This is a genomic window from Bacillus thuringiensis (assembly GCF_001182785.1).
Classification (GTDB): Bacteria; Bacillota; Bacilli; order Bacillales; family Bacillaceae_G; genus Bacillus_A; species Bacillus_A thuringiensis_S.
The window spans coordinates 4486536-4509191 of record NZ_CP012099.1 but is presented as its reverse complement, the minus strand read 5'-3'; the positions used below and the strand labels follow the sequence as shown (position 1 = coordinate 4509191).

Below are 22656 nucleotides of genomic sequence, written 5' to 3'. Positions count from 1 at the left end.
AGGGAGGAAAAAGAGATGAAGATGACAAGTAAAAAGATGAAAGACGAGTTAATGAAGAAATTATCTCGCTCAGAATGGGACTTTCAGTATGATAGCGAGAAAGAAGTTCTACGTATAGAACAGAAAGACTCGAAAAAAGGTATTAACGTATCGCTTCCAGGAGTTGTGGCGAAATGGGAAGTGAACAAAGAAAAGGCAATTGAAGAGGTTGCTTATTACGTACAAGAAGCGCTAATTGCGATGCATAAAGAAGAAAATAGCGGAGCGAAAATTTTACCTGTTATTCGCTCTACTTCTTTCCCGAAACAAGCAGAAGAAGGAAATCCGTTTATTATGACGGATCATACGGCGGAAACACGTATTTACTACGCGTTAGATTCTAATAAAACGTATCGACTAATTGATGAGCGTTTATTACAAAAGTTAGAGCTTACAGAACAACAAGTACGTGAAATGGCATTATTCAATGCTCGCTCATTAGGTTATGAATTTAAGCAGGATACAGTAGCAGGTAATACATTCTACTTTTTAAACACAAACGATGGGTATGATGCGACGCGTATTTTAAACGAATCGTTACTACAATCGATGCGTGAAAAGATTTCTGGTGACATGGTTGTTGCTGTTCCTCACCAAGATGTATTAATTATTGCTGATATCGTTAACGAAATCGGTTATGATATTATTGCACAAATGACAATGAAATTTTTTGCCGAAGGGCATGTTCCGATTACATCACTTTCATTCGTATATGAAGAAGGAGAATTTGAACCAATCTTTATTTTAGCGAAAAATCGGAAGAAGACAGATGGAAAAGAGAAAGGATGAACGAAGTGAACGTTTTTTACAACCTTGAAGGAATTGGTGACACTTTAATTGTTGCCTTACAAGATATTACTTTAGAGAACCGTACTTTTGATCGCAAAGGAGATGTTGCTCGCGTTTATGATCGTGAAAGCAACGTAACGGGAGGATTCAACATCTTTAATGCATCTTCTTATTTAGAAGTAACGGAAACAGGTAACCTTACATTAACGAAAGAGCTTGTTGAGAAAATCAACGAAATTTTAGCGAAGAACGGCTTTGAAGAAACAGTAGAAGCAGATCTTTCTCCGAAATTTGTTGTAGGTTATGTAGCTGAAAAAGAAAAGCATCCAAATGCTGATAAGTTAAACATCTGTAAAGTAGAAATCGGTACAGAAACATTACAAATCGTATGTGGCGCACCAAACGTTGATGCAGGACAAAAAGTTGTCGTTGCAAAAATCGGTGCTGTAATGCCAAGCGGTATGTTAATCAAGCCAGCTGAGCTTCGCGGTGTTCCTTCTTCTGGAATGATCTGCTCTGCACGTGAATTAGAGCTTCCAGACGCTCCACAAGAAAAAGGTATTCTTGTATTAGAAGATAGCTTTGAAGTTGGACAAGAGTTTAAATTTTAATTGATATAAGAAAAGAGAGGTTGTCCTTTTGGACAGCCTCTTTTTTTGTCATTTTTGTTGGTAAGTCGAAATTTCGTGTTGAATCGTTGATATATTGAGAGTTGTGATAGATATACTCAAAAAATCGTTAATATGATAAGGATGTCACCTTTTTTCTTAAAATCTATATTGTATTTTATAAACAAACTAGTTAAAATTTAGAAAAATAGAAGGGGATAGACGTATGAAACAACAACCAAAAATCGCAGAACTTCTAAAACGAATTGAAATTTCAAAACAGCAAGATGTTGAGCTAGGTACTTATGAAATATATGTGTTTAGTGAAAGTGAATTAGAAAAAGGACAAATCGGTTACCGATATGATAAACATAAAAAGTCATTAATAAGTGAAGAAAACGGAAAGTGGCAAGAAGGATGGATTGCAATTGGATATGAAACGGATATGGGCGATCCGATTTTCGTAAATATAGATGATGACGCTTATCCAGTTTATACTGCAGAACGTGGTACAGAAACATGGCAGCCAGTTTATATTGGAAATATGGATGAGATTATAGGGCAATTATAAGAAAAACTTTGAATCTGGTGCAAAGTGATAGGAGAGAAGTATGAAGTATATAAAAATAATGGGCATGATTGCATTCATTGGAATATATATGGCTGGTTGTTCACAAGAGCAGCCGAAAAAAGAAACTACATCTTCTATACAAGAGAAAAGAAAAGCTAACAAAGAAGACGCACCGATAGAAAAGCAACAAGAAGAAAAGAAAGAAGAATCGCAAGCAATTCAAACGAATGAACAAGTAGAACATAGGCAAGAGGAAGTATCAGCCGAGGAAAAGAAAGAAGAAGAAACTATGCCGGTGCAGCCAACTGAGCAACCAGTGCAAAATAATGAACAAAAAGTAGAGAGTAATGAAAAACAAGGAAAGTTTCTCGTCGTTATTGATCCAGGGCATCAACAAAAAGCGAATTTAAATTTAGAGCCGATTGGACCAGGGGCAACAACGAAAAAATATAAAGTGACAGATGGTACAACTGGTGTTGTGACGAAAAAAAGAGAGGCTGTACTTGTATTAGAAATGGCTTTCGTATTAAAAGAAAAGTTAGAAGCAAAGGGAATACAAGTATTAATGACGAGAACGTCACAAGACGTTGATATAAGTAATAAAGAACGAGCGACATTCGCAAATAATCATAAGGCAAATTTATTTTTACGTCTTCATGCAGATGGTTCTGAAAATCCGAATCAAAGTGGATTTGCTGTATTAACGCCGGCAGAAGGAAGTCCGTACACGAAAGAGATTTATGCGGAAAGTCTTCAAATCTCTCAAACGATTGTAAATAAAATGAGAGAGAATCAGCAAGTGAAAGTGAATGGAATTAAATTCAGGGATGATCTTTCTGGATTTAATTGGGCAAAAGTTCCTGGTGTACTATTAGAACTTGGGTTTATGTCAAACCATGAAGAGGATAAAAAATTATCTGACCCGCAGTATGTAAATTCTTTATTGCAAAGTGTAACGGATAGTGTTGATGAATATCGGAGGAGTAAAGCTTAAGCGCAGTCTTACATGAAAGGCTGCGTTTTTCCATATGAAAACACTCGTAAATTAGAATATTGTGGATAAATATGACATGCTTAATTTTACCTGCACTTTTTGCCGAATGCTGATACAATAAAGGATGTTACTATTTAGTAGAAAGAGTGGTAAGCATGTTAGATTGGATGAAAAAGCTGTTTAACAAAGAGGAAGAACAAACAGCGATGAATAAAGAAGTACCAAAGCAAATGGAAAGTCAGCCGAAAATTCCGCGTGTAAACCACTACACTGAAGCAAGAGAAGCACAAATGGCAAGTAGGAATGCAGGTAAATGCCGTTTTCCATTAGTACCGGATAATGGGTTTGATGAAGAGGATGTTATAGAAGCAGGGCATTTTGAAGAACAACCTGTTCAAGCTGTAACGTATGAAGATCAGCCTATTCAAAGAGGAATAAAAGTGGAAAGAAGCAGACGACCGTATGTGGAGAAGGTAGTTTCTACATATGAAGAACCGGAAGTGCAATATGAACCGGAGCGAGAGTCTGTCATTAAAAAGGCATCTGCACCAGTGCAAGAAAGTAACCGTAGACCATTTCGTCCAACAGAAATGATTTCGCCAATTTACGGATATAATCGTCCTTCTGTAGAGAAAAAGGAAGAAAAGCAGGAGGAAGTAAAGGAAAGAGAAGATCTTGAAATATCTGTAGAGGGCAAAGCAGTTGTTGATGCATGGTTAGAGAAAAAAGGATATACATTATCGGATTTCTCAGAAGGGCAAGCAACGTCTTCTTCGCCTAGTCATGAATCAGTTGGTCAACAAGATAAAAAGAAAGAAAAATCAGTTGTTGATCAATGGCTAGAGAAAAACGGTTATGAAATTGAACGCCAAGAGCCTTTAGTAGAAGAAAAAGAAGTGATTCAAGAAATGAGTACACCGCAGGAAGTTTCAGCGGATGAATTACTTCATAAAACAGTAGCTGAGCAGATGGAAAGTGCTAAGCTAGAAAAAGATGTAGTGGTGTTAAACGAAAACAATCTACAAGAAGAAGTAGTAGCTTCTAAAGTAGAGCACGAGGATACAATATTATCAGAAGAAATTAAACGTAATACAGAAATAGAACAACCTACTATTGAAGTAGAAAAGCAAACTTCACAAGAATCAGTGATTGTCAAAGCAGAAGAAAAACTTGAAGAAACAATCATTGTGGAAATACCAGAAGAACTAGAAGAAGTGGAAGTAATTACAGAAACAGAAGAGCTAGAAGAAGTAGAAGTAATTGCAGAAACGGAAGAGTCAGAAGAAGTAGAAGTGATTGCAGAAGCAGAAGAGCTAGAAGAAGTAGAAGTAATTGCAGAAACAGAAGAAACAGAAGAAGTGGAAGTAATCGCAGAAACAGAAGAAACAGAAGAAGTGGAAGTAATTGCAGAAACGGAAGAGTCAGAAGAAGTAGAAGTGATTGCAGAAGCAGAAGAGCTAGAAGAAGTAGAAGTAATTGCAGAAACAGAAGAAGTGGAAGTAATTGCAGAAGCGGAAGAGTCAGAAGAAGTAGAAGTAATTACAGAAACAGAAGAGCTAGAAGAAGTGGAAGTGATTGCGGAAACAGAAGAAGTGGAAGTGATTGCAGAAGCAGAAGAGCTAGAAGAAGTGGAAGTAATTGCAGAAGCGGAAGAGTCAGAAGAAGTAGAAGTAATTGCGGAAACAGAAGAGCTAGAAGAAGTAGAAGTGATCGCAGAAACAAAAGCGCCTGTAGTAGAGACATTTGTAGCACTTGAGGAAATTCAGCAAGAAGATGAAGTAATTGAACAAAACAGTGAATTCATACATGTAGCTGAGGCTGATGAACAGACAAAGAACGATGTTCAAAGCTTTGCGAATGTTTTAATTGCAGAAACAGAAGAAAATAAACGAGTTGTAGAAGAAGCACCAGTCGCAGAAGAACAATCAGTTGTAGAAGAAGCACCGGTCGTAGAAGAACAACCAGTTGTACAAAAAGAAGAACCAAAACGTGAGAAAAAGCGTCATGTACCATTTAATGTTGTTATGCTGAAACAAGATAGAACACGATTAATGGAAAGACATGCAGCTAGAGCAAATGCAATGCCGCCTTCTGTTAATGTACGAGTAGAGAATAAGCCAGTGCAACAAGAGGTAGCAGAACCACAAGTGAAAAAACAACCAATGCAACAAGAGGTAGTAGAATCACAAGTGGAAGAGCAACCAATGCAACAGGTGGTAGTAGAATCACAAGTGGAAGAGCAACCAATGCAGCAAGTGGTAGTAGAACCACAAGTGGAAGAGCAACCAATGCAGCAAGTGGTAGTAGAACCACAAGTGAAAGAACAACCAATGCAGCAAGTGGTAGTAGAATCACAAGTGGAAGAGCAACCAATGCAGCAAGTGGTAGTAGAATCACAAGTGGAAGAGCAACCAATGCAACAGGTGGTAGTAGAATCACAAGTGGAAGAGCAACCAATGCAGCAAGTGGTAGTAGAACCACAAGTGGAAGAGCAACCAATGCAGCAAGTAGTGGTAGAGCAAGTACAAAAGCCAATTTCAAGTACAGAACCAAAAGAGAAAGCATATGTTGTCAATCAAAGAGAGAACGATATGCGAAATGTATTGCACACACCACCGACATATACTGTTCCGCCATTAGCGTTGTTGTCAATTCCACAGCAATCAACACTAGATAATACAGAGTGGTTAGATGAGCAAAAAGAATTATTAGATACAACGTTTAATAATTTTCATGTTGGAGCACATGTTATTAATGTATCGCAAGGGCCAGCAGTAACTCGTTTTGAAGTACAACCAGACCCAGGCGTGAAAGTAAATAAAATTACAAATTTAAGTGATGATATTAAGTTAAGTTTAGCTGCGAAAGATATTCGTATTGAAGCGCCGATTCCAGGAAAGAGTGCGATTGGAATTGAAGTTCCAAATAAAGAAAGTAAGCCGGTATTTCTTCGTGAGATTTTAAGAAGTCCTGTATTCACAAAGAGTGAATCGCCACTTACTGTTGCGCTTGGACTTGATATTTCAGGTGATCCAATTGTAACGGATATTCGGAAAATGCCGCACGGACTTATTGCGGGTGCAACGGGTTCAGGTAAAAGTGTGTGTATTAACGCGATTTTAACGAGTATTTTATATAAAGCGAAACCACATGAAGTAAAGTTAATGTTAATTGATCCGAAGATGGTTGAGCTTGCGCCATACAATTCTGTTCCGCATCTTGTAGCACCTGTTATTACGGATGTAAAAGCAGCGACAGCTGCGTTAAAGTGGGCAGTTGATGAAATGGAGCGTCGTTATGAATTGTTTGCTCATGCTGGTGCTCGTGATTTAACTCGCTATAATACAATTGTAAGCGAGCGAGATATTCCAGGTGAGACATTACCTTATATCGTTATCGTTATTGATGAGTTAGCCGATTTAATGATGGTAGCACCGGGTGATGTTGAGGAAGCGATTTGTCGTATTGCGCAAAAAGCACGTGCTTGTGGCATTCATTTATTAGTTGCGACGCAGCGTCCATCTGTAGATGTTATTACAGGTTTAATTAAATCAAATATTCCAACGCGTATTGCGTTTACTGTATCATCTCAAGTTGATTCACGTACGATTATCGATATTGGGGGCGCGGAAAAATTACTTGGCCGTGGTGATATGTTATTTTTAGGGAACGGCACATCTAAGCCAGTTCGTGTACAAGGTGTATATGTATCGGATGATGAGATTGAAAAAACAGTTGATCATGTGAGAAAGCAAATGAAGCCGAATTACTTATTTAAGCAAGAGGATTTATTAGCGAAAACAGAACAGGCTGAGTCGGAAGATGAGCTGTTCTTTGATGCATGTCAATTTGTTGTAGAACAAGGGGGAGCGTCCACATCTTCTGTACAGCGAAAATTCCGTATTGGTTATAATCGCGCAGCACGTCTCATTGAAGAGATGGAATCGCAAGGGATTATTTCTGAAGCGAGAGGAACTAAGCCGAGAGATGTCCTTATTTCTGAGGATGAATTTGCTGCTATGCAGGAAACGAATGTATAGTCCACGGTTTTGCTGTATACTAATAGAAAATGTTGGATAGTAAAGTAGGGAGTAAAGCGACATGAAAGAAATTGAATTAAAATTAAAAGGTGAAATAAATCGACTAACAAATAAAACATTTAAATTTGACGAACGCGTTGGGGAAGGTTGGTTCTCCGCCGTTTACTTTTTAAAAACTAGAGAAATTATTGAAGAATTTCGCCCGAAAAGTGTTGTAACGATGCAATTTTTCCAAAAAGAAAATGCAGTCCTTTGCGGAACAGATGAAGTGATTGCATTGCTGCAAACATTCGCTAAAAATCCTGAGGAACTTGAGATTCACTCTTTAAAAGATGGCGATAAAATTAGTCCATTTGAAACAGTGTTAACAATTCATGGTCCTTATGAGAATTTCGGATTTTTAGAAGGTGTAATTGATGGGATTTTAGCTCGTCGTACATCGGTTGCAACAAACGTATATAATGTTGTCCAAGCTGCACGTAGTGTAGATAAAGAAAAACCAGTTATTTTCATGGGAGATCGTGACGATCATTATACACAACAAGCTGGTGATGGTTATGCAGCATACATCGGAGGTATGAGCGCACAAGCGACGCATGCGATGAATGAATGGTGGGGCAGAAGTGGTATGGGAACAATGCCTCACGCATTAATTCAAATGTTTAATGGTGATGTTGTAGAAGCGGCAAAAGCATATCATAAGAAATTCCCAGAAGATGAATTAGTTGTACTCATTGATTACAATAATGATGTTATTACAGATGCACTTCGTGTAGCGCGTGAATTTGGATCAACATTAAAAGGTGTGCGTGTAGATACGTCTCGCACAATGATTGATCAATACTTTATTCGCCACCCAGAAGTACTTGGAACATTTGATCCACGTGGTGTAAACCCATCGCTTGTATTTGCACTTCGCAAGGCGCTTGATGAAGAAGGATTCCAGCATGTAGACATCGTTGTAACTGGTGGATTTGATGAAAAGCGTATTCGTGAATTTGAAGCTCAAAAGGTACCTGTTGACATATACGGGGTAGGAAGTAGCTTGTTAAAAATGAATATTGGCTTTACTGGTGATAATGTAGAGTTAAATGGGAAACCAGAAGCAAAAGCTGGTCGTAAATATCGTCCAAACCCACGTTTAGAGCGTGTTCAATTAGAAAAAAGAGAAGATATGTAAAAGAGAGAAAAACTGATAGGTGATTGACCCTATCAGTTTTTCTGTTATCATAGTATAGCGGCTTCTTTTTTGCTATAATGGACTTGTTATGGACATATAAAGAAGTACGTACGAGTTTATCCTGATAAGTGAAGGGAAAGAATAACTTCACTACATCAAAAATGTATGATGATTACCAAAATAAGAAAAGATTCATATACTGTCTTATAGATAGGCCGTTGTATTAGTTCGAAATGTTGGAGGTTCTTTAAGATGACAGTTTACCATTTTGTAGGAATTAAAGGAACAGGAATGAGTTCATTAGCGCAAATTCTTCATGATATGAAGCATACTGTTCAAGGGTCTGATTATGAAAAGCGTTTCTTTACACAAACAGCGTTGGAAAAGCGTAGTATCTCGATCCTTCCTTTTGATAAGAATAATGTAGAAGAAGGACAAGTGATTATTGCAGGAAATGCATTTCCTGATACGCATGAAGAAATCGTAGCAGCAAAAGAATTAAACATCCCAGTACATCGCTACCATCACTTCTTAGGTGACCTGATGAGCCAATACACAAGTGTTGCTGTAACTGGTGCACATGGAAAAACATCAACAACAGGTTTGTTAGCCCATGTAATGCAAGGCGCACATCCGACATCTTACCTTATTGGAGATGGAACAGGGCATGGGGTAGAAAATAGTAAGTATTTTGTATTTGAAGCTTGTGAGTATCGTCGTCATTTCTTGTCTTACAATCCAGACTATGCAATTATGACGAATATTGATTTTGATCATCCAGATTATTTTACAGACATCAATGATGTATTCAATGCATTCCAAGAGATGGCATTGCAAGTGAAAAAAGGCATTATTGCATGTGGAGATGATGAAGAACTTCAAAAAATTCAAGCGAAAGTACCTGTTATTTTCTATGGATTTGGAGAAGATAATGATTTCCAAGCACGTAATATCCAAAAGAGAACAGATGGCACGATATTCGATGTATTCGTTCGTAATACGTACTATGACACGTTCAAAATTACAGGATACGGCAATCACAGCGTATTAAATGCGTTAGCAGTAATCGCGCTTTGTCATTATGAAAACGTTGATGTAGAAGCAGTTAAGCATCAGCTAACAACTTTTGAAGGCGTAAAACGTCGCTTTAATGAAAAGCCAATGGGAGAGCAAGTTATTATCGATGACTACGCACACCATCCGACAGAAATTAATGCAACGATTGAAGCAGCTCGTCAAAAGCATCCAGAGCGTGAAGTTGTCGCTGTATTCCAGCCGCACACATTCTCACGTACAGAAAAGTTCTTAGATGAGTTCGCTGAAAGCTTAAGCAAAGCTGACCAAGTATACTTATGTGATATTTTCGGATCAGCACGCGAAAACAAAGGTGAATTAACAATTGAAGATCTGCAAAAGCGTATTGACGGTGCAGAACTAATTACAGATACAACAACGGATGTATTAAAGAAACATAAAAACGGCGTTCTAATTTTCATGGGCGCAGGCGACATCCAAAAATTCGAAGCAGCTTACGTAAAAGAAGTTCAAGTTGCAGAGAAATAATAGAAAAGACGCATAGCTTGGCTGTGCGTCTTTTTTTGTTATGTTCAACTTTTATCCCGCATTAACGGGCAGTAAGACCCCCACTGATTAAAGTTTCACTTTATTTATGTATTGACCTAGAGCTAACTCTAGGTTGTAAGATGAAAATGTAAAAACAAGGGGGAGAGAACATGTATAAAATCGGCGAAGTAGCAGAGTTAACCGGGATGGGCATTCACACTTTGCGCTACTATGAGAAATTAGGTTTATTACCACCACCAACGCGAAATAGCGGTATTCGTCAATATACAGAAGGCGATGTACGTCTATTAAAATTTTTATATTCATTAAAACAAACTGGGATGTCATTAGAAGAGATGGCTGAGTTTGCAAGTGATGGGTGCATTATAGAGGAAATTAGGCAGAAGAAAGAGGAAGTACCAGCGAAAGTAAAAAAGAGAATTTCCATTTTAACAACTCACTTGGAGCGATTAAAAGAACAGCAGGAACAATTGCAAAAAGTTGTTCAGCTAACGGAGGAGAAGTTAGAAATTTATTACGGTTTTCTAGAAGAAAAAGACTTGGAGGCCGGCAATGAAAAATAAAGTATATGCGCAGTTATTAGGTTTTGCGATATTTACTGGTGGGACATTTAATGCTTCGAAATATGCGGTGCAGTATTTCGAAGCAATTCATATAGCAGCATGGCGTTTTGGGATTGCTGCATTTGTGATGTTATGTTTGTTAAAAATACGAAAAGATTTTGATTTGGAAGTATGGATGCAGAATAGGCTCTATTACCTTTTACTAGGTATTGTTGGTGTATTCGGCTTTAACTTCTTTTTCTTTTCAGGAATGAAATATACAGAAGCTATTAATGGTGCGCTTATTATGGCGACAAATCCTCTCGTTACGACGCTGTTAGCAAGTGTCATTTTACGAGAGAAAATAGTGAAGCGCCAAGCAATTGGAATGTTACTTGCACTAATTGGCGTTGTTTTTGTACTTACACAGGGTTCGTTTACAATACTACAACATTTATCATTTTCAAAAGGGGATTTTTATATTTTATTAGGGAATATCTGCTGGGCGTTATACGGCGTGCTAGGCAGAAGGTTTATTAAAACTGGTAATCCAATGCAAACGACGACATATACGATGACTATTGGTACACTTGCCTTTATTATCATATCTTCTACACAAAAAAGTATAGTACCAGTTTTAGAAATTCCTTTGTTGGCATGGTGCGCGATTCTCTTTATGGCAATTGGAATGAGTGTGCTTGGCTACTTATGGTGGAATAATGGAATTGCTCAAATTGGGGCAGCGAGGACATCTTTATTTTTTAATCTAGTGCCTGTTGTTACAATGCTTATTTCTTTTATTGAAGGAGTCAATATAACACCTGCACAATCTGTAGGAATGATATTAGTTGTTACGGGAGTATTGTATTCTTCTGGTTTTATACAAAGAAAATCAAAAGAAAGTGTGAACATTTAACATTTTTTATCCATAAATGTTAGAATAATAAGAAAACTAAAAAGGGGACTAAAAAGCATGTTCACACTCCGAGTAGATGACGAAATCGAACTACAATTACTAGAAAAACATCATAAAGAGGAATTATATCAATTATTAGATCAAAACCGTAATCATTTACGAAAATGGCTCCCTTGGGTAGATGGGACAAAATCTGCTGATGCTTATGATGAGATTTTTCCGATGTGGTTAAAAAAGTTTGCAGAGGGAGACGGTTTTGAAAGTGGTATACGTTACAAAGGAAAGCTCGTTGGGATGGTAGGCATTCATCCAGTGAGCTGGGGGAAGAAAGCGACGAGTCTTGGGTATTATCTTGCAGAAGATGCTGGCGGGAAAGGTATTATGACGCGTAGCGTAAAGGCTGTACTTCACTATGCATTTGAAAATTTAAAGCTGAATAAAATTGAAATTCGTTGCGGTGTTGGAAATGCGAAAAGCCGCGCAATTCCAGAACGTTTAGGATTTAAGTTAGATGGTATTTTACGAGATGAAGAATGGTTATATGATCATTTCCATGATATCGCTGTATATAGTTTATTAGCTTCAGAGTGGAAAGAAATTCGATGAACGAGAAAATTCGTATTGTTCCGTATGAAAGTACGTTTCAAGAGGAAGTAGTAGATCTTATCGTTCATATTCAGCAAAAAGAGTATAATGTTCCCATTACGAAAGAAGAGCAACCTGATTTACTTGAAATAGAAACATTCTATCAAAAGGATCACGGAAACTTTTGGGTAGCAATTTATGATGGGAAAGTAGTTGGAACAGTAGCTTTATTAGATATTGAGAATCTTCAAGTAGCGCTAAGAAAAATGTTCGTGAAGAAAGAGTTTCGCGGAAAAGAATGGGGCGCGTCACATATGTTGCTTCAAACAGCAATTTCATGGGCTGAGGATAAAAAATTGAAAGATATTTACTTAGGAACAACAGTAAAATTTTTAGCGGCACATCGTTTTTATGAAAAGAATGGTTTTCAAAGTGTGAGTATAGATCAGTTGCCGAAAAATTTTCCAGTGTTACAGGTAGATAAGAAATTTTATAGGTACATTGTGTAAAAGGTCATTTAGAAATGGCCTTTTTCTATGAACTAAAATGGAAATAGTGGTATAATTTGGATTAGGGGGTGTAGGTATGAACTTTCCAATTCAAAGAAGTAAGTCAGTAGTCATTTTTGTTTGTCTTACGTTAGCTTTTATGTGTATATATCCAATTGTCATGCTTTTCACTAATAAAGCGCATTGGATATCGGCGTTGATTGGGATGGGTTTATGCTTCATTGTAAATGTACCACTTGTTTGGGAAGTATTTATTAAAAAACATAAAGTAGAAAATGGCGTATTAAAGTACGGTGTTTTAAATGACGATATTGTATTGAAAGAGATAAGAATAATTCGTCAAGTTGGGAAATCGCTTGAAATTACGACGAATGCATATAAAGTACATATAATTGCGATGCCGCAAAATATGAATGAATTTTTGGCGCTTATCGAGAAAGAAAATCCATATGTGAAAATAGAAATGGTAGGTAAGAAATGAAATATGTAAAACCTTTGTTTTGTTTGGAAATTTTGCTTGTGTTTGCTATTTGCACTAGAGTATATATGAAATGGGATCTGCCCTTATATGAACCGATATTAATAGGTACTATCGCAGTGGCGCTTTTATATTATTTTCATTTTCAGCAAACAAAAAGTAAGAAAAGTAGCTCGACATAGAGTGAGGATAATAAAAAACGCTCGGATATAATTCCGAGCGTTTTTTATTATTTTAAGTTCTCTGGGTTTAAAGCTTCTAATTCGGGTACAACGAAGCGTCCGTCTTTACGGATTAGTACGTCGTCGAAGTAAATTTCACCGCCGCCGTATTCAGGGCGTTGGATGCATACTAAGTCCCAATGAATGTTCGAGTTGTTACCATTCCATGCATCGTCGTAAGCTTGTCCAGGAGTGAAGTGGAAGCTGCCATCGATTTTTTCATCGAATAGGATATCTCCCATTGGATGTAAGATGTATGGGTTTACGCCGATTGCGAACTCACCAACGTAGCGTGCGCCTTCGTCTGTATCGAAGATTTTGTTAATGCGTTCTGAATCGTTTGCAGTTGCTTCAACGATTTGACCGTTCTCGAACTTAAGTTGTACATTTTCAAATGTATAACCGTTGTAAGGAGATGGTGTGTTGTAAGAAACTGTACCGTTAACAGAGTCACGAACTGGTGCAGAGTATACTTCACCATCTGGAATGTTTAAATGACCTGAGCATTTAATTGCTGGAATGTCTTTAATAGAGAATGTTAAGTCAGTTCCAGGGCCAGTTAAACGAACTTTATCTGTTTTATTCATTAATGTAACAAGGCTATCCATCGCCTTATCCATTTTACCGTAGTCTAAGTTACATACTTCAAAGTAGAAGTCTTCGAAAGCTTCTGTACTCATTTTAGCAAGCTGTGCCATAGAAGCATTTGGGTAGCGAAGAACAACCCAGCGTGTTTTTGGAACGCGAATGTCTCTATGAACTTTTTTACCAACTGTTTGGCCATGAACTTTCATACGCTCACTTGGAACGTCAGCTTGTTCATTAATATTATCGCCAGAGCGAAGACCGATATAAGCGTCCATGTCTTTCATTACGCTTGCTTCATACGCAGCGATTTGTTCGAAATGTTCTTCAGTAGCACCCATTAATAAAGAGCGATCTACTTGATGATCTTTTAAAGAGACGAATGGGAAACCACCAGCTGCATATGCTTCTTTTACAAGTGCAGTTACAAGTTCTTTTTGTAAGCCAAAGTTTTCAATTAATACTTTTTCACCTTTTTGTAAGCGGATAGAGTAGTTAATTAAATTGTATGCTAACTTTTCAATACGTGGATCTTTCATATGTAAAGCCTCCCTACTAATTATGTATCCTCTCCTATTGTAACCTACTTAGTGGAATTTGTTGAATGATTTATGTTACAGTTAACGAATAAGTATGAAAATTCTAATGATGAGATAGGGATTAGAATGAAACGGAAAATGATTGTATAATAGGGGAAAGTATGAAAAAGATAAAGGAAGTGATGAAATGCAAGTTCTTTTATATGTAAGTGCGGCTATTATCGCGGTTGCTTTCGCAGTATTAGTAGTGTATGTATGCAGAACGTTGTTATCGGTTCAGAAGACGTTAGAAAACGTTGCAAGCACGTTAGAAGGTTTAGAAAAACAAATGCAAGGAATTAGCGTAGAGACAGAGCAATTATTACATAAAACGAATGCGTTAGCTGATGATATTCAACAGAAGTCACAGTCATTAAATAAAGTGGTAGCGGGTGTAGATGGGATTGGAACGACAATCCAATCCTTAAATACGAAGCTTCGTAATGTATCAGACTCTGTAACGGACGAAATTGAAAATAACGCTGATAAAGTAGCGCAAGTTGTACAGTGGAGCAGTGCGGCGATTGAAGTATACAATCATTACCGTGCGTCGAGACAAGAGAAGAAGGTTGAAAAAGAAGAGCGTAAATTAGAAAGAATTGAGAAAAACGCTGAAAAGAAAGAGAAGCGCTCTAGATTTCGTATGAGAGGTGAATCGTGATGAATATGACAAAGCTTGAAACAATTGAAGAGCTTGAAGTCTTAGTAGAAAAGAATGAGCCGTATGTTCTTTTTAAACATAGTACGACATGCCCGATTAGTCACGGTGCATACACAGAATTTCAAGCGTATTGCAGTGAAGAAAGAGAAGTGCCAGCGTATTACTTATACGTACAAGATGCGAGAGATGTGTCAAATCGTGTTGCAGAACAATACAGTATTAGACATGAATCACCGCAAGTGCTATACATAAAAGATGGGATGGTAGTATGGAATACGTCTCATTGGAATATTAAAAAAGATGCTTTAGAAGAGAATATAAAGTAAAAAGAAGCAAGCTAAAGGTGCTTGCTTCTTTTTTTTGTTTTTGTTGAAATATATTTAGTGGTACACTATTAATAGTTCAAACTAAATAACTAGATTGTTGAAAGTAGGTTTTAAGTAATGAAGAAAATGGCATTATCCTTCGCAGTCGTAAGTTTATTACTGGGAGCTTGTAGTAACAATAGTAATACGATTAGTAAGAAGGATGAAGTTATACAAAAAGATACAAAAGAAAAAAGTATGATTCCGAGAACTGCTGTTTCTAAAGATTATTATAGAACTGTTATTCCTTTAAAAGAACAAAAGGTTATAAATACAGCTAATATAAAAACAAATTCTAAATTAGATTTAGCAGAGTATGAAAATGGTTTAATAAATATTGCAACGCAGCAATTTGATACAGAGAGTCACGTACTGCAATTAAATCAGTATATTCCAGAGAAACTAATTGATGAACTAGTTGCGAAAGTAGAAGCGCCAGTTTTGACGAATATTATAGAACAAGACTATTTCGGAAAACAGAATTCAAATGAATTAAGTTTATCTGGTGTTATGATTGGCCTAGCTATGTCTTCAAGTGTATCTAATGAAGAAGCTATGTCTAAAGGATCTGAAGTTGCTAAACAACTTATTGAAGCTATTAACAAAAATGATAAATATAACAAATCTCCAATTACGTTTGCTATCTTTAAGCAAGAAAGTACTAGTTCTTTAAAAAATGGTACGTATATCGCTAGTGCTACTGTTCAAAAGAATGATACGAACCTTGGAAATTGGAGTACAATTGATGAAAAGTCGTATTCATATCCTTCTGATGAATTTACACAAGCACATGGAGAAGATAATACAAAAATAACTAACTTTGCTAAGGAAATAAAAGGTTTTTCTACTGGAGATTTTATTCCAGTCAACGCAAAAGTTTCTTATAAGAAAGATCAAATGGATACATTAAATATGAATATTGTTATTAAATATAACGGTAAAACAGAATTAATGGCTCTTACCCAATTGGCTGCTCAAGGTATGTTGGACAAATTGCCTAAAGATGCGAAAGTACAATTACAGATTAAGTCCGAGAGTAAAATTGAGGCCGTTATTATAAAAGAGAAAAACAGTGATAAACCGTTTGTTTCCTTCTTGTAAAAAAGACAGTATGTAAACTGTCTTTTTTTTTATTTTAAATGAAAATATACAACGTTTTTTGATGGTAATTCATTGCTGTATATCGTGTGACAATCGTATATGTATCAGCTATGATAAGTTATCTTAAAAAAGTAATATATAGGAATTTGAAAGAGGTGGCTTTCTTATGACATCACAACAACTAGGTCGTTTACGTTCTGAAATTGATCAACTTAATTTACAAATATTAGAGTTACTAAACGAAAGAGGTCGTCTCGTACAAGAAGTTGGTACTTTAAAAGAAGTATAAGGTGTGAAACGTTTTGATCCTGTACGTGAAAGAAATATGCTGGATTTAATTGTAGAGAATAATAATGGTCCATTTGAAACTTCGACTTTACAACATATTTTCAAACAAATTTTTCAAGCTGGTTTAGAGTTACAAGAAGATCATCGTAAAGCACTACTTGTGTCTTGTAAGAAAAAAATAGAAGATACGATTGTTGAAATTAATGCGTGGTGGTGCATTCAAGCCACATACTTCACCGTATGATTTTCAAGGTCTTGGATTAGCAGGATTACAAATTTTACGCCAAGTAGCAGATGAATATGATTTGGCTGTTATTAGTGAAATTTTAAATCCAAATGATATTGAGATGTCATTAGATTACGTTGATGTTATTCAAATTGGCGCTCGCAATATGCAAAACTTTGATTTGCTAAGGGCAGCCGGTGCTGTAAATAAACCAGTATTATTAAAACGTGGTCTATCAGCAACGATTGAAGAATTCATTAATGCGGCAGAATATATTATGGCAAAGGGAAATGGGAACATTATTTTATGTGAACGAGGTATTCGCACGTATGAAAGAGTGACGCGTAAGACGCTTGATATTTCCGCTGTACCGATTTTAAAGAAAGAAACACATTTACCTGTTGTTGTCGATGTAACGCATTCTACAGGGCGACGTGACCTTCTCTTATCAACTGCAAAAGCAGCGATGGCAATTGGTGCAGACGCAATTATGGCTGAAGTACATCCCAATCCCGCTGTAGCTTTATCAGATCCGGCGCAGCAAATGAATATTCCGCAGTTCAATGATTTTATGAATGAATTAAAATTATTTGGAAGCAAATTATAAAAACTTTTAATGAGCTGTTCCAAAAAGGCATTTTGGAACAGCTTTCTCTTATTGTATAGAGACTGTCATTGTCGGTTTTTGTTGGTAAGTTGATATATTTAAAAAATCGCTGATATAATTAGAGTTGTGGTCGATATATTTGGAAAATCGCTGATATATTTCGAGTTACGGTTCATATATTCGAAAAATCGCCGATATAAATTTCATTTACTATCGTACTGCTTAAAATAAGATTTCTACTTAGGAAACATCTATTTTTTTACAAAAAATGCTCTTTTTTCATAAAAAATACGAAAATACGAGAAAAGAAGCGAATTTTTTCGAAACTTTTGCGGGAAAATATTGTATGAGCCTGCGTTTTTATCGTATCATTAGTAAAAGGAAGAACTCGGGACGATTGGTGGCATCTGCAAATAGAGTTGATGTCTTTTTTTCATTCAAGTAACCGATACATAAAAATAGATAACAAAAATAGAAGGAGTGTGCGATGAGATGAACGTAACAATCTATGATGTAGCGCGCGAAGCGAACGTTTCAATGGCTACCGTATCACGCGTTGTGAACGGTAACCCAAATGTAAAGCCTACAACAAGAAAGAAAGTATTAGAAGCAATTGATCGTTTAGGATACCGCCCAAATGCGGTAGCACGTGGACTAGCAAGTAAGAAGACAACTACAGTAGGTGTTATTATTCCTGATATCTCAAATACGTTTTATGCAGAACTTGCACGTGGAATTGAAGATATCGCAACAATGTACAAATATAACATCATTTTAAGTAACTCTGACCAAAACAAAGAGAAAGAGTTCCATTTATTAAATACGATGCTTGGAAAACAAGTGGACGGAATTGTTTTCATGGGTGAAGATATTACAGACATTCACATTGAAGAATTTAAAAAATCTCCAGTACCAATTGTATTAGCAGCGTCATTCGATGAGCAAAATGAAACGCCATCAGTAAATATTGATTATACACAAGCAGCTTACGATGCAATGAAGCACTTTATTGAGCAAGGACATAAGCGTATCGGTTTCGTCTCTGGTCCATTCATTGATAAAGCGGGAAGCGCGAAGAAGTTACAAGGTTATAAAAAAGCTTTAGAAGAAGAAGGTATTTCATATGATGAAAATCTTGTAATCGATGGAGATTACACATATGACTCAGGTATCGAAGCATTCGAAAAGCTTTGGAGCAATGATGAAAAGCCAACAGCAATCTTCGTATCTTCTGATGAAATGGCACTAGGTGTAATCCATGCAGCACAAGACGCTGGATTAAACGTACCAACTGATGTAGAAGTACTTGGTTTCGATAATACACGCCTTGCATTAATGGTTCGTCCGCAACTTTCAACAGTTGTACAACCGATGTATGATATCGGTGCAGTAGCAATGCGTCTATTAACAAAGTATATGAACAAAGAAAAAGTGGAAGATCACACTGTTATCTTACCTCACCGTATCCAATTTAGAGATTCAACGAAGTAAGTATAAAAAAGCTCACAGCGATTGCTGTGAGCTTTTATTCATATTCAGGATAATATTTTTCAATTACTGTATCTACAGTTTCATTTTTCTTAACGTGTAAAAATCTTGCGTACAATTCTTTTCCAGTTTCAAATGGCGTATCGTCTAATTCAAACACATGTAACACTTTTCGGAACGTCCATGTGATTTGCTCATCATACATATTATCGTATGTGTGCTCCGATTGTATAGCTATCTTTTCACTTAGTTCATGAGCTTCTTCTAAACTGTTTGCTTTAACAAGAATAATACTTTCTTCAAAAAGTGTATCGTGATTCTCTTCATAATGCTCATCAATTTTCGTAGGATCAGGTTGACCAGAATGAACAGACTCAAACAATAATTTTACAGCGTACATATTATGCTGCATGTTTCACTTTATAAATCATACTTGCGACAAGCGAAGCAGGTATTGTAAATACGTTACTTTGATAATGGTAATGTACTTGGGATTCTTCATAAGACATGTTGTCATATAGTTCGTTTTGTGAGACACTCATTTTTTTCTGTTTTTCTTTGAGCATTTTAATGTAGTTGTACTGTATTGGGACGAGAATGATGAAATAAGCTAATACGATTAGTGAAATCCAAATCATTATGAACACTCCCTTACAAAGAATATTTGTATATGGTAATTATATCAATTTATATGAAAAATATCCATATTTTCCTAGTGGTCAATTTCCTTTCCAAAATGCAAAAAGTTCTTCAGGACTTCGTAAATTATGTTCAAGGCATGTTTGGGCAGTGCGTTTAAAGCTTTGTATTAATTGTTCTAACCTAGAAGGATCATATTGTTTCACATTGCCAGTAATAATAGTTTCATCTTTGTCTAAGTTAAGTGATACTTTTAGCAAAGTTAAATTTGTTTCTATTTGTACAACTTCCATGTAAAAAAACTTTTTGTCTAAGTCAATTGTAATATAATCATATCGCTCTACTTGTTTAAAGTATCCTACAATATTATCTTCCAATTGAAATCCTCCCTAGTATATCGCTTATTTGGAAGATTTCTCTATAGATTGTATGATTCCTTGTTATATGTCACATAAGTGCAAATTTAACTATTATAGGGCAATGTCATGTATAATAGAAGAAAAGGCTTGTGAGGGGGGAGAAGAGATGATCGTTCTTTGGATAATTACGCTTTGTATGACTGCTATTTTTGCATATATGACGTTAAAACAAAATGGCTTAAAGCGGTTTGTTCCAGGAAGTATTCTTGCAGGAATTGCCCTTATCACGTATGTAATTTCTATTTTTATTGAAAGTGTATCAGTAGATATGAGCACAAGTTTAATGTTTATTGGTATTACACTATTTGCAGGTAGCATTATGGTACTTATGGTTGCTGGTATTATTTTATTTATTCATATGAATTCGGAAACGTTATAACATATAGAAAAGGCATGTCCCTTGGGACATGCCTTTTTATCCGTTCAATTATGCTCTATCTTTAGAAGAATTTTGTTGCTTTAATAAGTCGCGAATTTCGCCAAGAAGAACTTCTTCTTTTGTTGGTTCTGGAATTTCTTCCTCTTTTTCGTCTTCTTTTTTAGATGTTAGTTTGTTGAAAACTTTAATAAACATAAAGATAGAAGCTGCGATAATCAAGAAATCAAAAATTGTTTGGATGAAGTTACCATACATAACAGCTGATTTACCATATCCAAAGTGTAAGTCTGTAAAGTTAACGCCACCTAATACCATACCAAGTAATGGTGTAATAATGTCTTTTACTAAAGAACTAACGATTTTACCGAATGCAGCACCGATTACAACCCCGACAGCTAAATCAACGACATTCCCTTTGAAAGCAAACTTTTTAAACTCGTTCCACATGTGTTAATCCCATCCTTTCCACGATTCATTATGAAATTTATAATTCCTATCAACATATTCTATAGAAATTTACGAGAGAAATAAAGAGGAAATGGGAATGAAAGTAAATTCTGAAAAATGTATCCGTTTTAATTTTTGTTTACATCATCTAGTAAAGATTGTAGCATTTGCTGCGTTTTTAATCCTTCTAATCCATCTACAACAGGCTTTGTATCTCCGTGTACACACTCAATAAAATGATGAACAGCATCTTCAAAACCACGTTGTTTTAACGTTGTATCCCATGATGGAGAACCACTTTGTGAAACTGAGTTTTCCTGTTCAATTTCAAATGTATTCATATTTTTTACGCGAATGATTTTCCCTGGCGTTACAAGTTCAATTTGTTCTAAATTTGTACCGGCATGGCGATGCATTGCAGTAGAAAGTAACAGTCCACTTGGAGTTGTATATGTATGATGTCCGTAAAGAAGTTCATTTTTTTCATTGATTTGCATCATATTGTGGACGGCGTTAAGGTCATCATTAGCTAACCAGCGAGCAGTATCTACAATGTGTAAATAATCATCTAACATAGTGAAGTCGTACGTATATGGCCCGACTTTATTTGTACGATGCTTTTCAATTCGAATCCATGAAATATCATTAGCCTGTTCTTTGGCAGCGACATACATAGGAACGAATCTGCGATTAAATCCGACCATTAATTTTCGGTTATACTTCTCGCTCAACTCAACTAGTTGCTCAGCTTGTTCCACTGTAGCTGCTAGCGGTTTATCAACATAAACGTCGATTCCTTTTTTCAGAAGTTCAGAAACGATTTCATAATGCGATGCAGTTGAACTATGAACGAAGATTGCATCGCATTCTGAAGCTAACATTTCAATAGAATGAAAGTCTTGAATCCGGTATTGCTGGCAAACTTGTTTTCTTTTCTCCGCGTTAGGTGTAAACGCCCCTACAAAATTCCAATCTGTTTCTTTTGTAAGTGTTGGAAGATAGGCCTTTTGCGCAATACTTCCAAGTCCAATCATCCCAATTTTAGGTTTGTTCATTTTTATTCCCACCCTATTAATAGTAATGTAACGGCTTAAATGTAGCATAGGGTGGGGGAGGAAGGCAAAAAATAACTTTTTACTTACGTCCTTCTAACAAAATCTTCTCTATCTCTTCAAAGTGATGAGCGCGAGCATGCTCTAACGGGGTAACACCATCATTGTCTGGAATATTTACATCTGCACCGTGCTCAATAAGAAGGCGAATGACTTGTTGCTGTGTTTCGTTTCCGTTACTTAGTACGATGGCTTCCATTAAAGCTGTCCATCCGAGGTTATTTACATGATTTACATCAATATTTGTTCGAGCGAGGAGTTCTTTTATAACGTCAATATAGCCATGTTCTGAGGCTGGGATAAGAGCTGTTCCACCGTAACGATTTGTAATCGTAGGATCTGCACCAGCATCAATTGTTAGCTTTAAAATGTCTAAGTAACCTTCCGCACCGGCGTATAGAAAGGGATTGTTTTTCATGTCATCTTGGATGTTTACGTCAGCACCAGCTTCGATAAGCGCTTTTGCGGTTTTTACATTATTTTTGTATGTTGCAATCATAAGCGGAGTGCGTCCTTGATTATCCGTCGCATTTATATTTGCACCTTGTTTTAGTAAAGATATAACAGTATTCGTTTCATTTTTTTCAGTAGCTGCTAGTAGTGCAGTCTCCATGTTTGTCATCTCCTTTTTTACTTCTTGTTCTTGCGAGCATCCTTGTAAAAAAATTACGCAACATATCATACTGAATGTTTTTTTGAACATGG

General features: G+C 36.3%; 25 protein-coding genes and 1 pseudogene. 19 read left to right on the top strand and 7 right to left on the bottom strand.

Annotation, left to right across the window (positions count from 1 at the left end; all coding sequences use genetic code 11):
* Positions 1–15 precede the first annotated feature (15 nt).
* The 13 genes from AC241_RS23265 to AC241_RS35255 all read left to right on the top strand — a co-directional run bounded on the left by AC241_RS23265 (position 16) and on the right by AC241_RS35255 (position 13017).
* Entirely contained in the window at positions 16–828 is an 813-nt protein-coding gene (locus tag AC241_RS23265; RefSeq protein ID WP_050844595.1) for a DUF1444 domain-containing protein, read from the top strand.
* Positions 825–1439: a YtpR family tRNA-binding protein gene (ytpR, locus tag AC241_RS23260; protein ID WP_001006777.1), complete on the top strand. Its 615-nt coding sequence runs from the start codon at positions 825–827 to the stop codon at positions 1437–1439. Before AC241_RS23265 ends, ytpR begins: the two co-directional genes overlap by 4 nt.
* A gap of 223 nt (positions 1440–1662) precedes the next feature.
* Entirely contained in the window at positions 1663–2007 is a 345-nt protein-coding gene (locus AC241_RS23255) for a hypothetical protein (RefSeq protein WP_050844594.1), read from the top strand.
* A 40-nt stretch (positions 2008–2047) separates the two neighbouring features.
* Positions 2048–3001: an N-acetylmuramoyl-L-alanine amidase gene (locus tag AC241_RS23250; protein WP_050844593.1), complete on the top strand. Its 954-nt coding sequence runs from the start codon at positions 2048–2050 to the stop codon at positions 2999–3001.
* Between the two features lie 155 nt (positions 3002–3156).
* Complete coding sequence (locus tag AC241_RS23245) at positions 3157–7041, top strand: DNA translocase FtsK (RefSeq protein ID WP_050844592.1); 3885 nt, start codon at positions 3157–3159, stop codon at positions 7039–7041.
* 61 nt (positions 7042–7102) lie between these two features.
* Positions 7103–8221, top strand: coding sequence for a nicotinate phosphoribosyltransferase (locus tag AC241_RS23240; RefSeq protein ID WP_016080041.1), 1119 nt, complete (start codon positions 7103–7105; stop codon positions 8219–8221).
* A gap of 252 nt (positions 8222–8473) precedes the next feature.
* Positions 8474–9784, top strand: coding sequence for a UDP-N-acetylmuramate--L-alanine ligase (gene murC, locus AC241_RS23235; protein ID WP_029443433.1), 1311 nt, complete (start codon positions 8474–8476; stop codon positions 9782–9784).
* A 170-nt stretch (positions 9785–9954) separates the two neighbouring features.
* A complete protein-coding gene (locus AC241_RS23230) occupies positions 9955–10368 on the top strand; it encodes a MerR family transcriptional regulator (protein WP_000276601.1) in 414 nt (137 codons plus the stop codon).
* A complete protein-coding gene (locus tag AC241_RS23225) occupies positions 10358–11263 on the top strand; it encodes a DMT family transporter (protein WP_029443432.1) in 906 nt (301 codons plus the stop codon). Before AC241_RS23230 ends, AC241_RS23225 begins: the two co-directional genes overlap by 11 nt.
* A 57-nt stretch (positions 11264–11320) precedes the next feature.
* Positions 11321–11869 carry a GNAT family N-acetyltransferase gene (locus AC241_RS23220; RefSeq protein WP_000494681.1) on the top strand — a complete coding sequence of 183 codons (549 nt, stop codon included), beginning with the start codon at positions 11321–11323 and terminating at the stop codon, positions 11867–11869.
* On the top strand, positions 11866–12357 hold the full coding sequence (locus tag AC241_RS23215; protein ID WP_050844591.1) for a GNAT family N-acetyltransferase: 492 nt from the start codon (positions 11866–11868) through the stop codon (positions 12355–12357). The genes AC241_RS23220 and AC241_RS23215 overlap by 4 nt, the downstream gene beginning before the upstream one ends.
* Positions 12358–12433: 76 nt before the next feature.
* Complete coding sequence (locus AC241_RS23210) at positions 12434–12838, top strand: PH domain-containing protein (protein ID WP_050844590.1); 405 nt, start codon at positions 12434–12436, stop codon at positions 12836–12838.
* Positions 12835–13017, top strand: a complete 183-nt coding sequence (locus AC241_RS35255) for a hypothetical protein (protein WP_050844589.1) — start codon at positions 12835–12837, stop codon at positions 13015–13017. The genes AC241_RS23210 and AC241_RS35255 overlap by 4 nt, the downstream gene beginning before the upstream one ends.
* Positions 13018–13064: 47 nt before the next feature.
* On the opposite strand, the gene AC241_RS23200 is transcribed toward AC241_RS35255, so the two are convergent.
* A complete protein-coding gene (locus AC241_RS23200; RefSeq protein WP_000654729.1) occupies positions 13065–14180 on the bottom strand; it encodes an aminopeptidase in 1116 nt (371 codons plus the stop codon).
* 187 nt (positions 14181–14367) lie between these two features.
* Between AC241_RS23200 and AC241_RS23195 the strand changes: the two genes are divergently transcribed.
* The 5 genes and pseudogenes from AC241_RS23195 (at position 14368) to ccpA (ending at position 18958) form a co-directional block, all read left to right on the top strand.
* Entirely contained in the window at positions 14368–14880 is a 513-nt protein-coding gene (locus AC241_RS23195; RefSeq protein ID WP_001197721.1) for a DUF948 domain-containing protein, read from the top strand.
* Positions 14880–15206: a bacillithiol system redox-active protein YtxJ gene (gene ytxJ / locus AC241_RS23190; protein WP_001057469.1), complete on the top strand. Its 327-nt coding sequence runs from the start codon at positions 14880–14882 to the stop codon at positions 15204–15206. Before AC241_RS23195 ends, ytxJ begins: the two co-directional genes overlap by 1 nt.
* 117 nt (positions 15207–15323) lie before the next feature.
* On the top strand, positions 15324–16346 hold the full coding sequence (locus AC241_RS23185; protein ID WP_016080048.1) for a CamS family sex pheromone protein: 1023 nt from the start codon (positions 15324–15326) through the stop codon (positions 16344–16346).
* Positions 16347–16512: 166 nt separating this feature from the next.
* Positions 16513–17467: pseudogene (locus AC241_RS23180) on the top strand (bifunctional 3-deoxy-7-phosphoheptulonate synthase/chorismate mutase).
* A 492-nt stretch (positions 17468–17959) separates the two neighbouring features.
* The gene (gene ccpA / locus AC241_RS23170; RefSeq protein WP_001103303.1) at positions 17960–18958 is read left to right on the top strand and encodes a catabolite control protein A; all 999 of its coding nucleotides are present in this window, start codon (positions 17960–17962) and stop codon (positions 18956–18958) included.
* A gap of 34 nt (positions 18959–18992) precedes the next feature.
* Here the strand turns inward: ccpA and AC241_RS23165 are convergent, their stop codons facing one another.
* The 3 genes from AC241_RS23165 to dhp61 all read right to left on the bottom strand — a co-directional run bounded on the left by AC241_RS23165 (position 18993) and on the right by dhp61 (position 19971).
* Positions 18993–19355 (bottom strand): DUF4288 domain-containing protein, encoded by a 363-nt coding sequence (locus AC241_RS23165; protein ID WP_043935423.1) that lies wholly within the window; start codon positions 19353–19355, stop codon positions 18993–18995.
* Position 19356: 1 nt separating this feature from the next.
* Entirely contained in the window at positions 19357–19593 is a 237-nt protein-coding gene (locus tag AC241_RS23160; protein WP_043935383.1) for a DUF3949 domain-containing protein, read from the bottom strand.
* 81 nt (positions 19594–19674) lie between these two features.
* Positions 19675–19971 carry a protein Dhp61 gene (gene dhp61, locus AC241_RS23155; RefSeq protein WP_043935384.1) on the bottom strand — a complete coding sequence of 99 codons (297 nt, stop codon included), beginning with the start codon at positions 19969–19971 and terminating at the stop codon, positions 19675–19677.
* A 148-nt stretch (positions 19972–20119) separates the two neighbouring features.
* On the opposite strand from dhp61, the gene AC241_RS23150 reads away from it, so the two are divergent.
* Positions 20120–20392, top strand: a complete 273-nt coding sequence (locus tag AC241_RS23150; protein WP_000636589.1) for a DUF3917 domain-containing protein — start codon at positions 20120–20122, stop codon at positions 20390–20392.
* Positions 20393–20440: 48 nt separating this feature from the next.
* Here the strand turns inward: AC241_RS23150 and mscL are convergent, their stop codons facing one another.
* The 3 genes from mscL to AC241_RS23135 all read right to left on the bottom strand — a co-directional run bounded on the left by mscL (position 20441) and on the right by AC241_RS23135 (position 22654).
* Positions 20441–20839, bottom strand: coding sequence for a large conductance mechanosensitive channel protein MscL (gene mscL / locus AC241_RS23145; RefSeq protein ID WP_000267015.1), 399 nt, complete (start codon positions 20837–20839; stop codon positions 20441–20443).
* Between the two features lie 128 nt (positions 20840–20967).
* Positions 20968–21894, bottom strand: coding sequence for a Gfo/Idh/MocA family protein (locus AC241_RS23140; RefSeq protein ID WP_029443427.1), 927 nt, complete (start codon positions 21892–21894; stop codon positions 20968–20970).
* A gap of 79 nt (positions 21895–21973) precedes the next feature.
* Entirely contained in the window at positions 21974–22654 is a 681-nt protein-coding gene (locus AC241_RS23135; protein ID WP_050844588.1) for an ankyrin repeat domain-containing protein, read from the bottom strand.
* Between the last annotated feature and the right edge of the window lie 2 nt (positions 22655–22656).

What these genes read in the sequence shown, in the direction of transcription:
- AC241_RS23265 (WP_050844595.1), top strand. Translation starts at nt 16, where the DNA reads ATGAAGATGACAAGTAAAAAGATGAAAGACGAGTTAATGAAGAAATTA.
- ytpR (WP_001006777.1), top strand. Translation starts at nt 825, where the DNA reads ATGAACGAAGTGAACGTTTTTTACAACCTTGAAGGAATTGGTGACACT.
- AC241_RS23255 (WP_050844594.1), top strand. Translation starts at nt 1,663, where the DNA reads ATGAAACAACAACCAAAAATCGCAGAACTTCTAAAACGAATTGAAATT.
- AC241_RS23250 (WP_050844593.1), top strand. Translation starts at nt 2,048, where the DNA reads ATGAAGTATATAAAAATAATGGGCATGATTGCATTCATTGGAATATAT.
- AC241_RS23245 (WP_050844592.1), top strand. Translation starts at nt 3,157, where the DNA reads ATGTTAGATTGGATGAAAAAGCTGTTTAACAAAGAGGAAGAACAAACA.
- AC241_RS23240 (WP_016080041.1), top strand. Translation starts at nt 7,103, where the DNA reads ATGAAAGAAATTGAATTAAAATTAAAAGGTGAAATAAATCGACTAACA.
- murC (WP_029443433.1), top strand. Translation starts at nt 8,474, where the DNA reads ATGACAGTTTACCATTTTGTAGGAATTAAAGGAACAGGAATGAGTTCA.
- AC241_RS23230 (WP_000276601.1), top strand. Translation starts at nt 9,955, where the DNA reads ATGTATAAAATCGGCGAAGTAGCAGAGTTAACCGGGATGGGCATTCAC.
- AC241_RS23225 (WP_029443432.1), top strand. Translation starts at nt 10,358, where the DNA reads ATGAAAAATAAAGTATATGCGCAGTTATTAGGTTTTGCGATATTTACT.
- AC241_RS23220 (WP_000494681.1), top strand. Translation starts at nt 11,321, where the DNA reads ATGTTCACACTCCGAGTAGATGACGAAATCGAACTACAATTACTAGAA.
- AC241_RS23215 (WP_050844591.1), top strand. Translation starts at nt 11,866, where the DNA reads ATGAACGAGAAAATTCGTATTGTTCCGTATGAAAGTACGTTTCAAGAG.
- AC241_RS23210 (WP_050844590.1), top strand. Translation starts at nt 12,434, where the DNA reads ATGAACTTTCCAATTCAAAGAAGTAAGTCAGTAGTCATTTTTGTTTGT.
- AC241_RS35255 (WP_050844589.1), top strand. Translation starts at nt 12,835, where the DNA reads ATGAAATATGTAAAACCTTTGTTTTGTTTGGAAATTTTGCTTGTGTTT.
- AC241_RS23200 (WP_000654729.1), bottom strand. Translation starts at nt 14,180, where the DNA reads ATGAAAGATCCACGTATTGAAAAGTTAGCATACAATTTAATTAACTAC.
- AC241_RS23195 (WP_001197721.1), top strand. Translation starts at nt 14,368, where the DNA reads ATGCAAGTTCTTTTATATGTAAGTGCGGCTATTATCGCGGTTGCTTTC.
- ytxJ (WP_001057469.1), top strand. Translation starts at nt 14,880, where the DNA reads ATGAATATGACAAAGCTTGAAACAATTGAAGAGCTTGAAGTCTTAGTA.
- AC241_RS23185 (WP_016080048.1), top strand. Translation starts at nt 15,324, where the DNA reads ATGAAGAAAATGGCATTATCCTTCGCAGTCGTAAGTTTATTACTGGGA.
- ccpA (WP_001103303.1), top strand. Translation starts at nt 17,960, where the DNA reads ATGAACGTAACAATCTATGATGTAGCGCGCGAAGCGAACGTTTCAATG.
- AC241_RS23165 (WP_043935423.1), bottom strand. Translation starts at nt 19,355, where the DNA reads ATGTACGCTGTAAAATTATTGTTTGAGTCTGTTCATTCTGGTCAACCT.
- AC241_RS23160 (WP_043935383.1), bottom strand. Translation starts at nt 19,593, where the DNA reads ATGATTTGGATTTCACTAATCGTATTAGCTTATTTCATCATTCTCGTC.
- AC241_RS23150 (WP_000636589.1), top strand. Translation starts at nt 20,120, where the DNA reads ATGATCGTTCTTTGGATAATTACGCTTTGTATGACTGCTATTTTTGCA.
- mscL (WP_000267015.1), bottom strand. Translation starts at nt 20,839, where the DNA reads ATGTGGAACGAGTTTAAAAAGTTTGCTTTCAAAGGGAATGTCGTTGAT.
- AC241_RS23140 (WP_029443427.1), bottom strand. Translation starts at nt 21,894, where the DNA reads ATGAACAAACCTAAAATTGGGATGATTGGACTTGGAAGTATTGCGCAA.
- AC241_RS23135 (WP_050844588.1), bottom strand. Translation starts at nt 22,654, where the DNA reads ATGTTCAAAAAAACATTCAGTATGATATGTTGCGTAATTTTTTTACAA.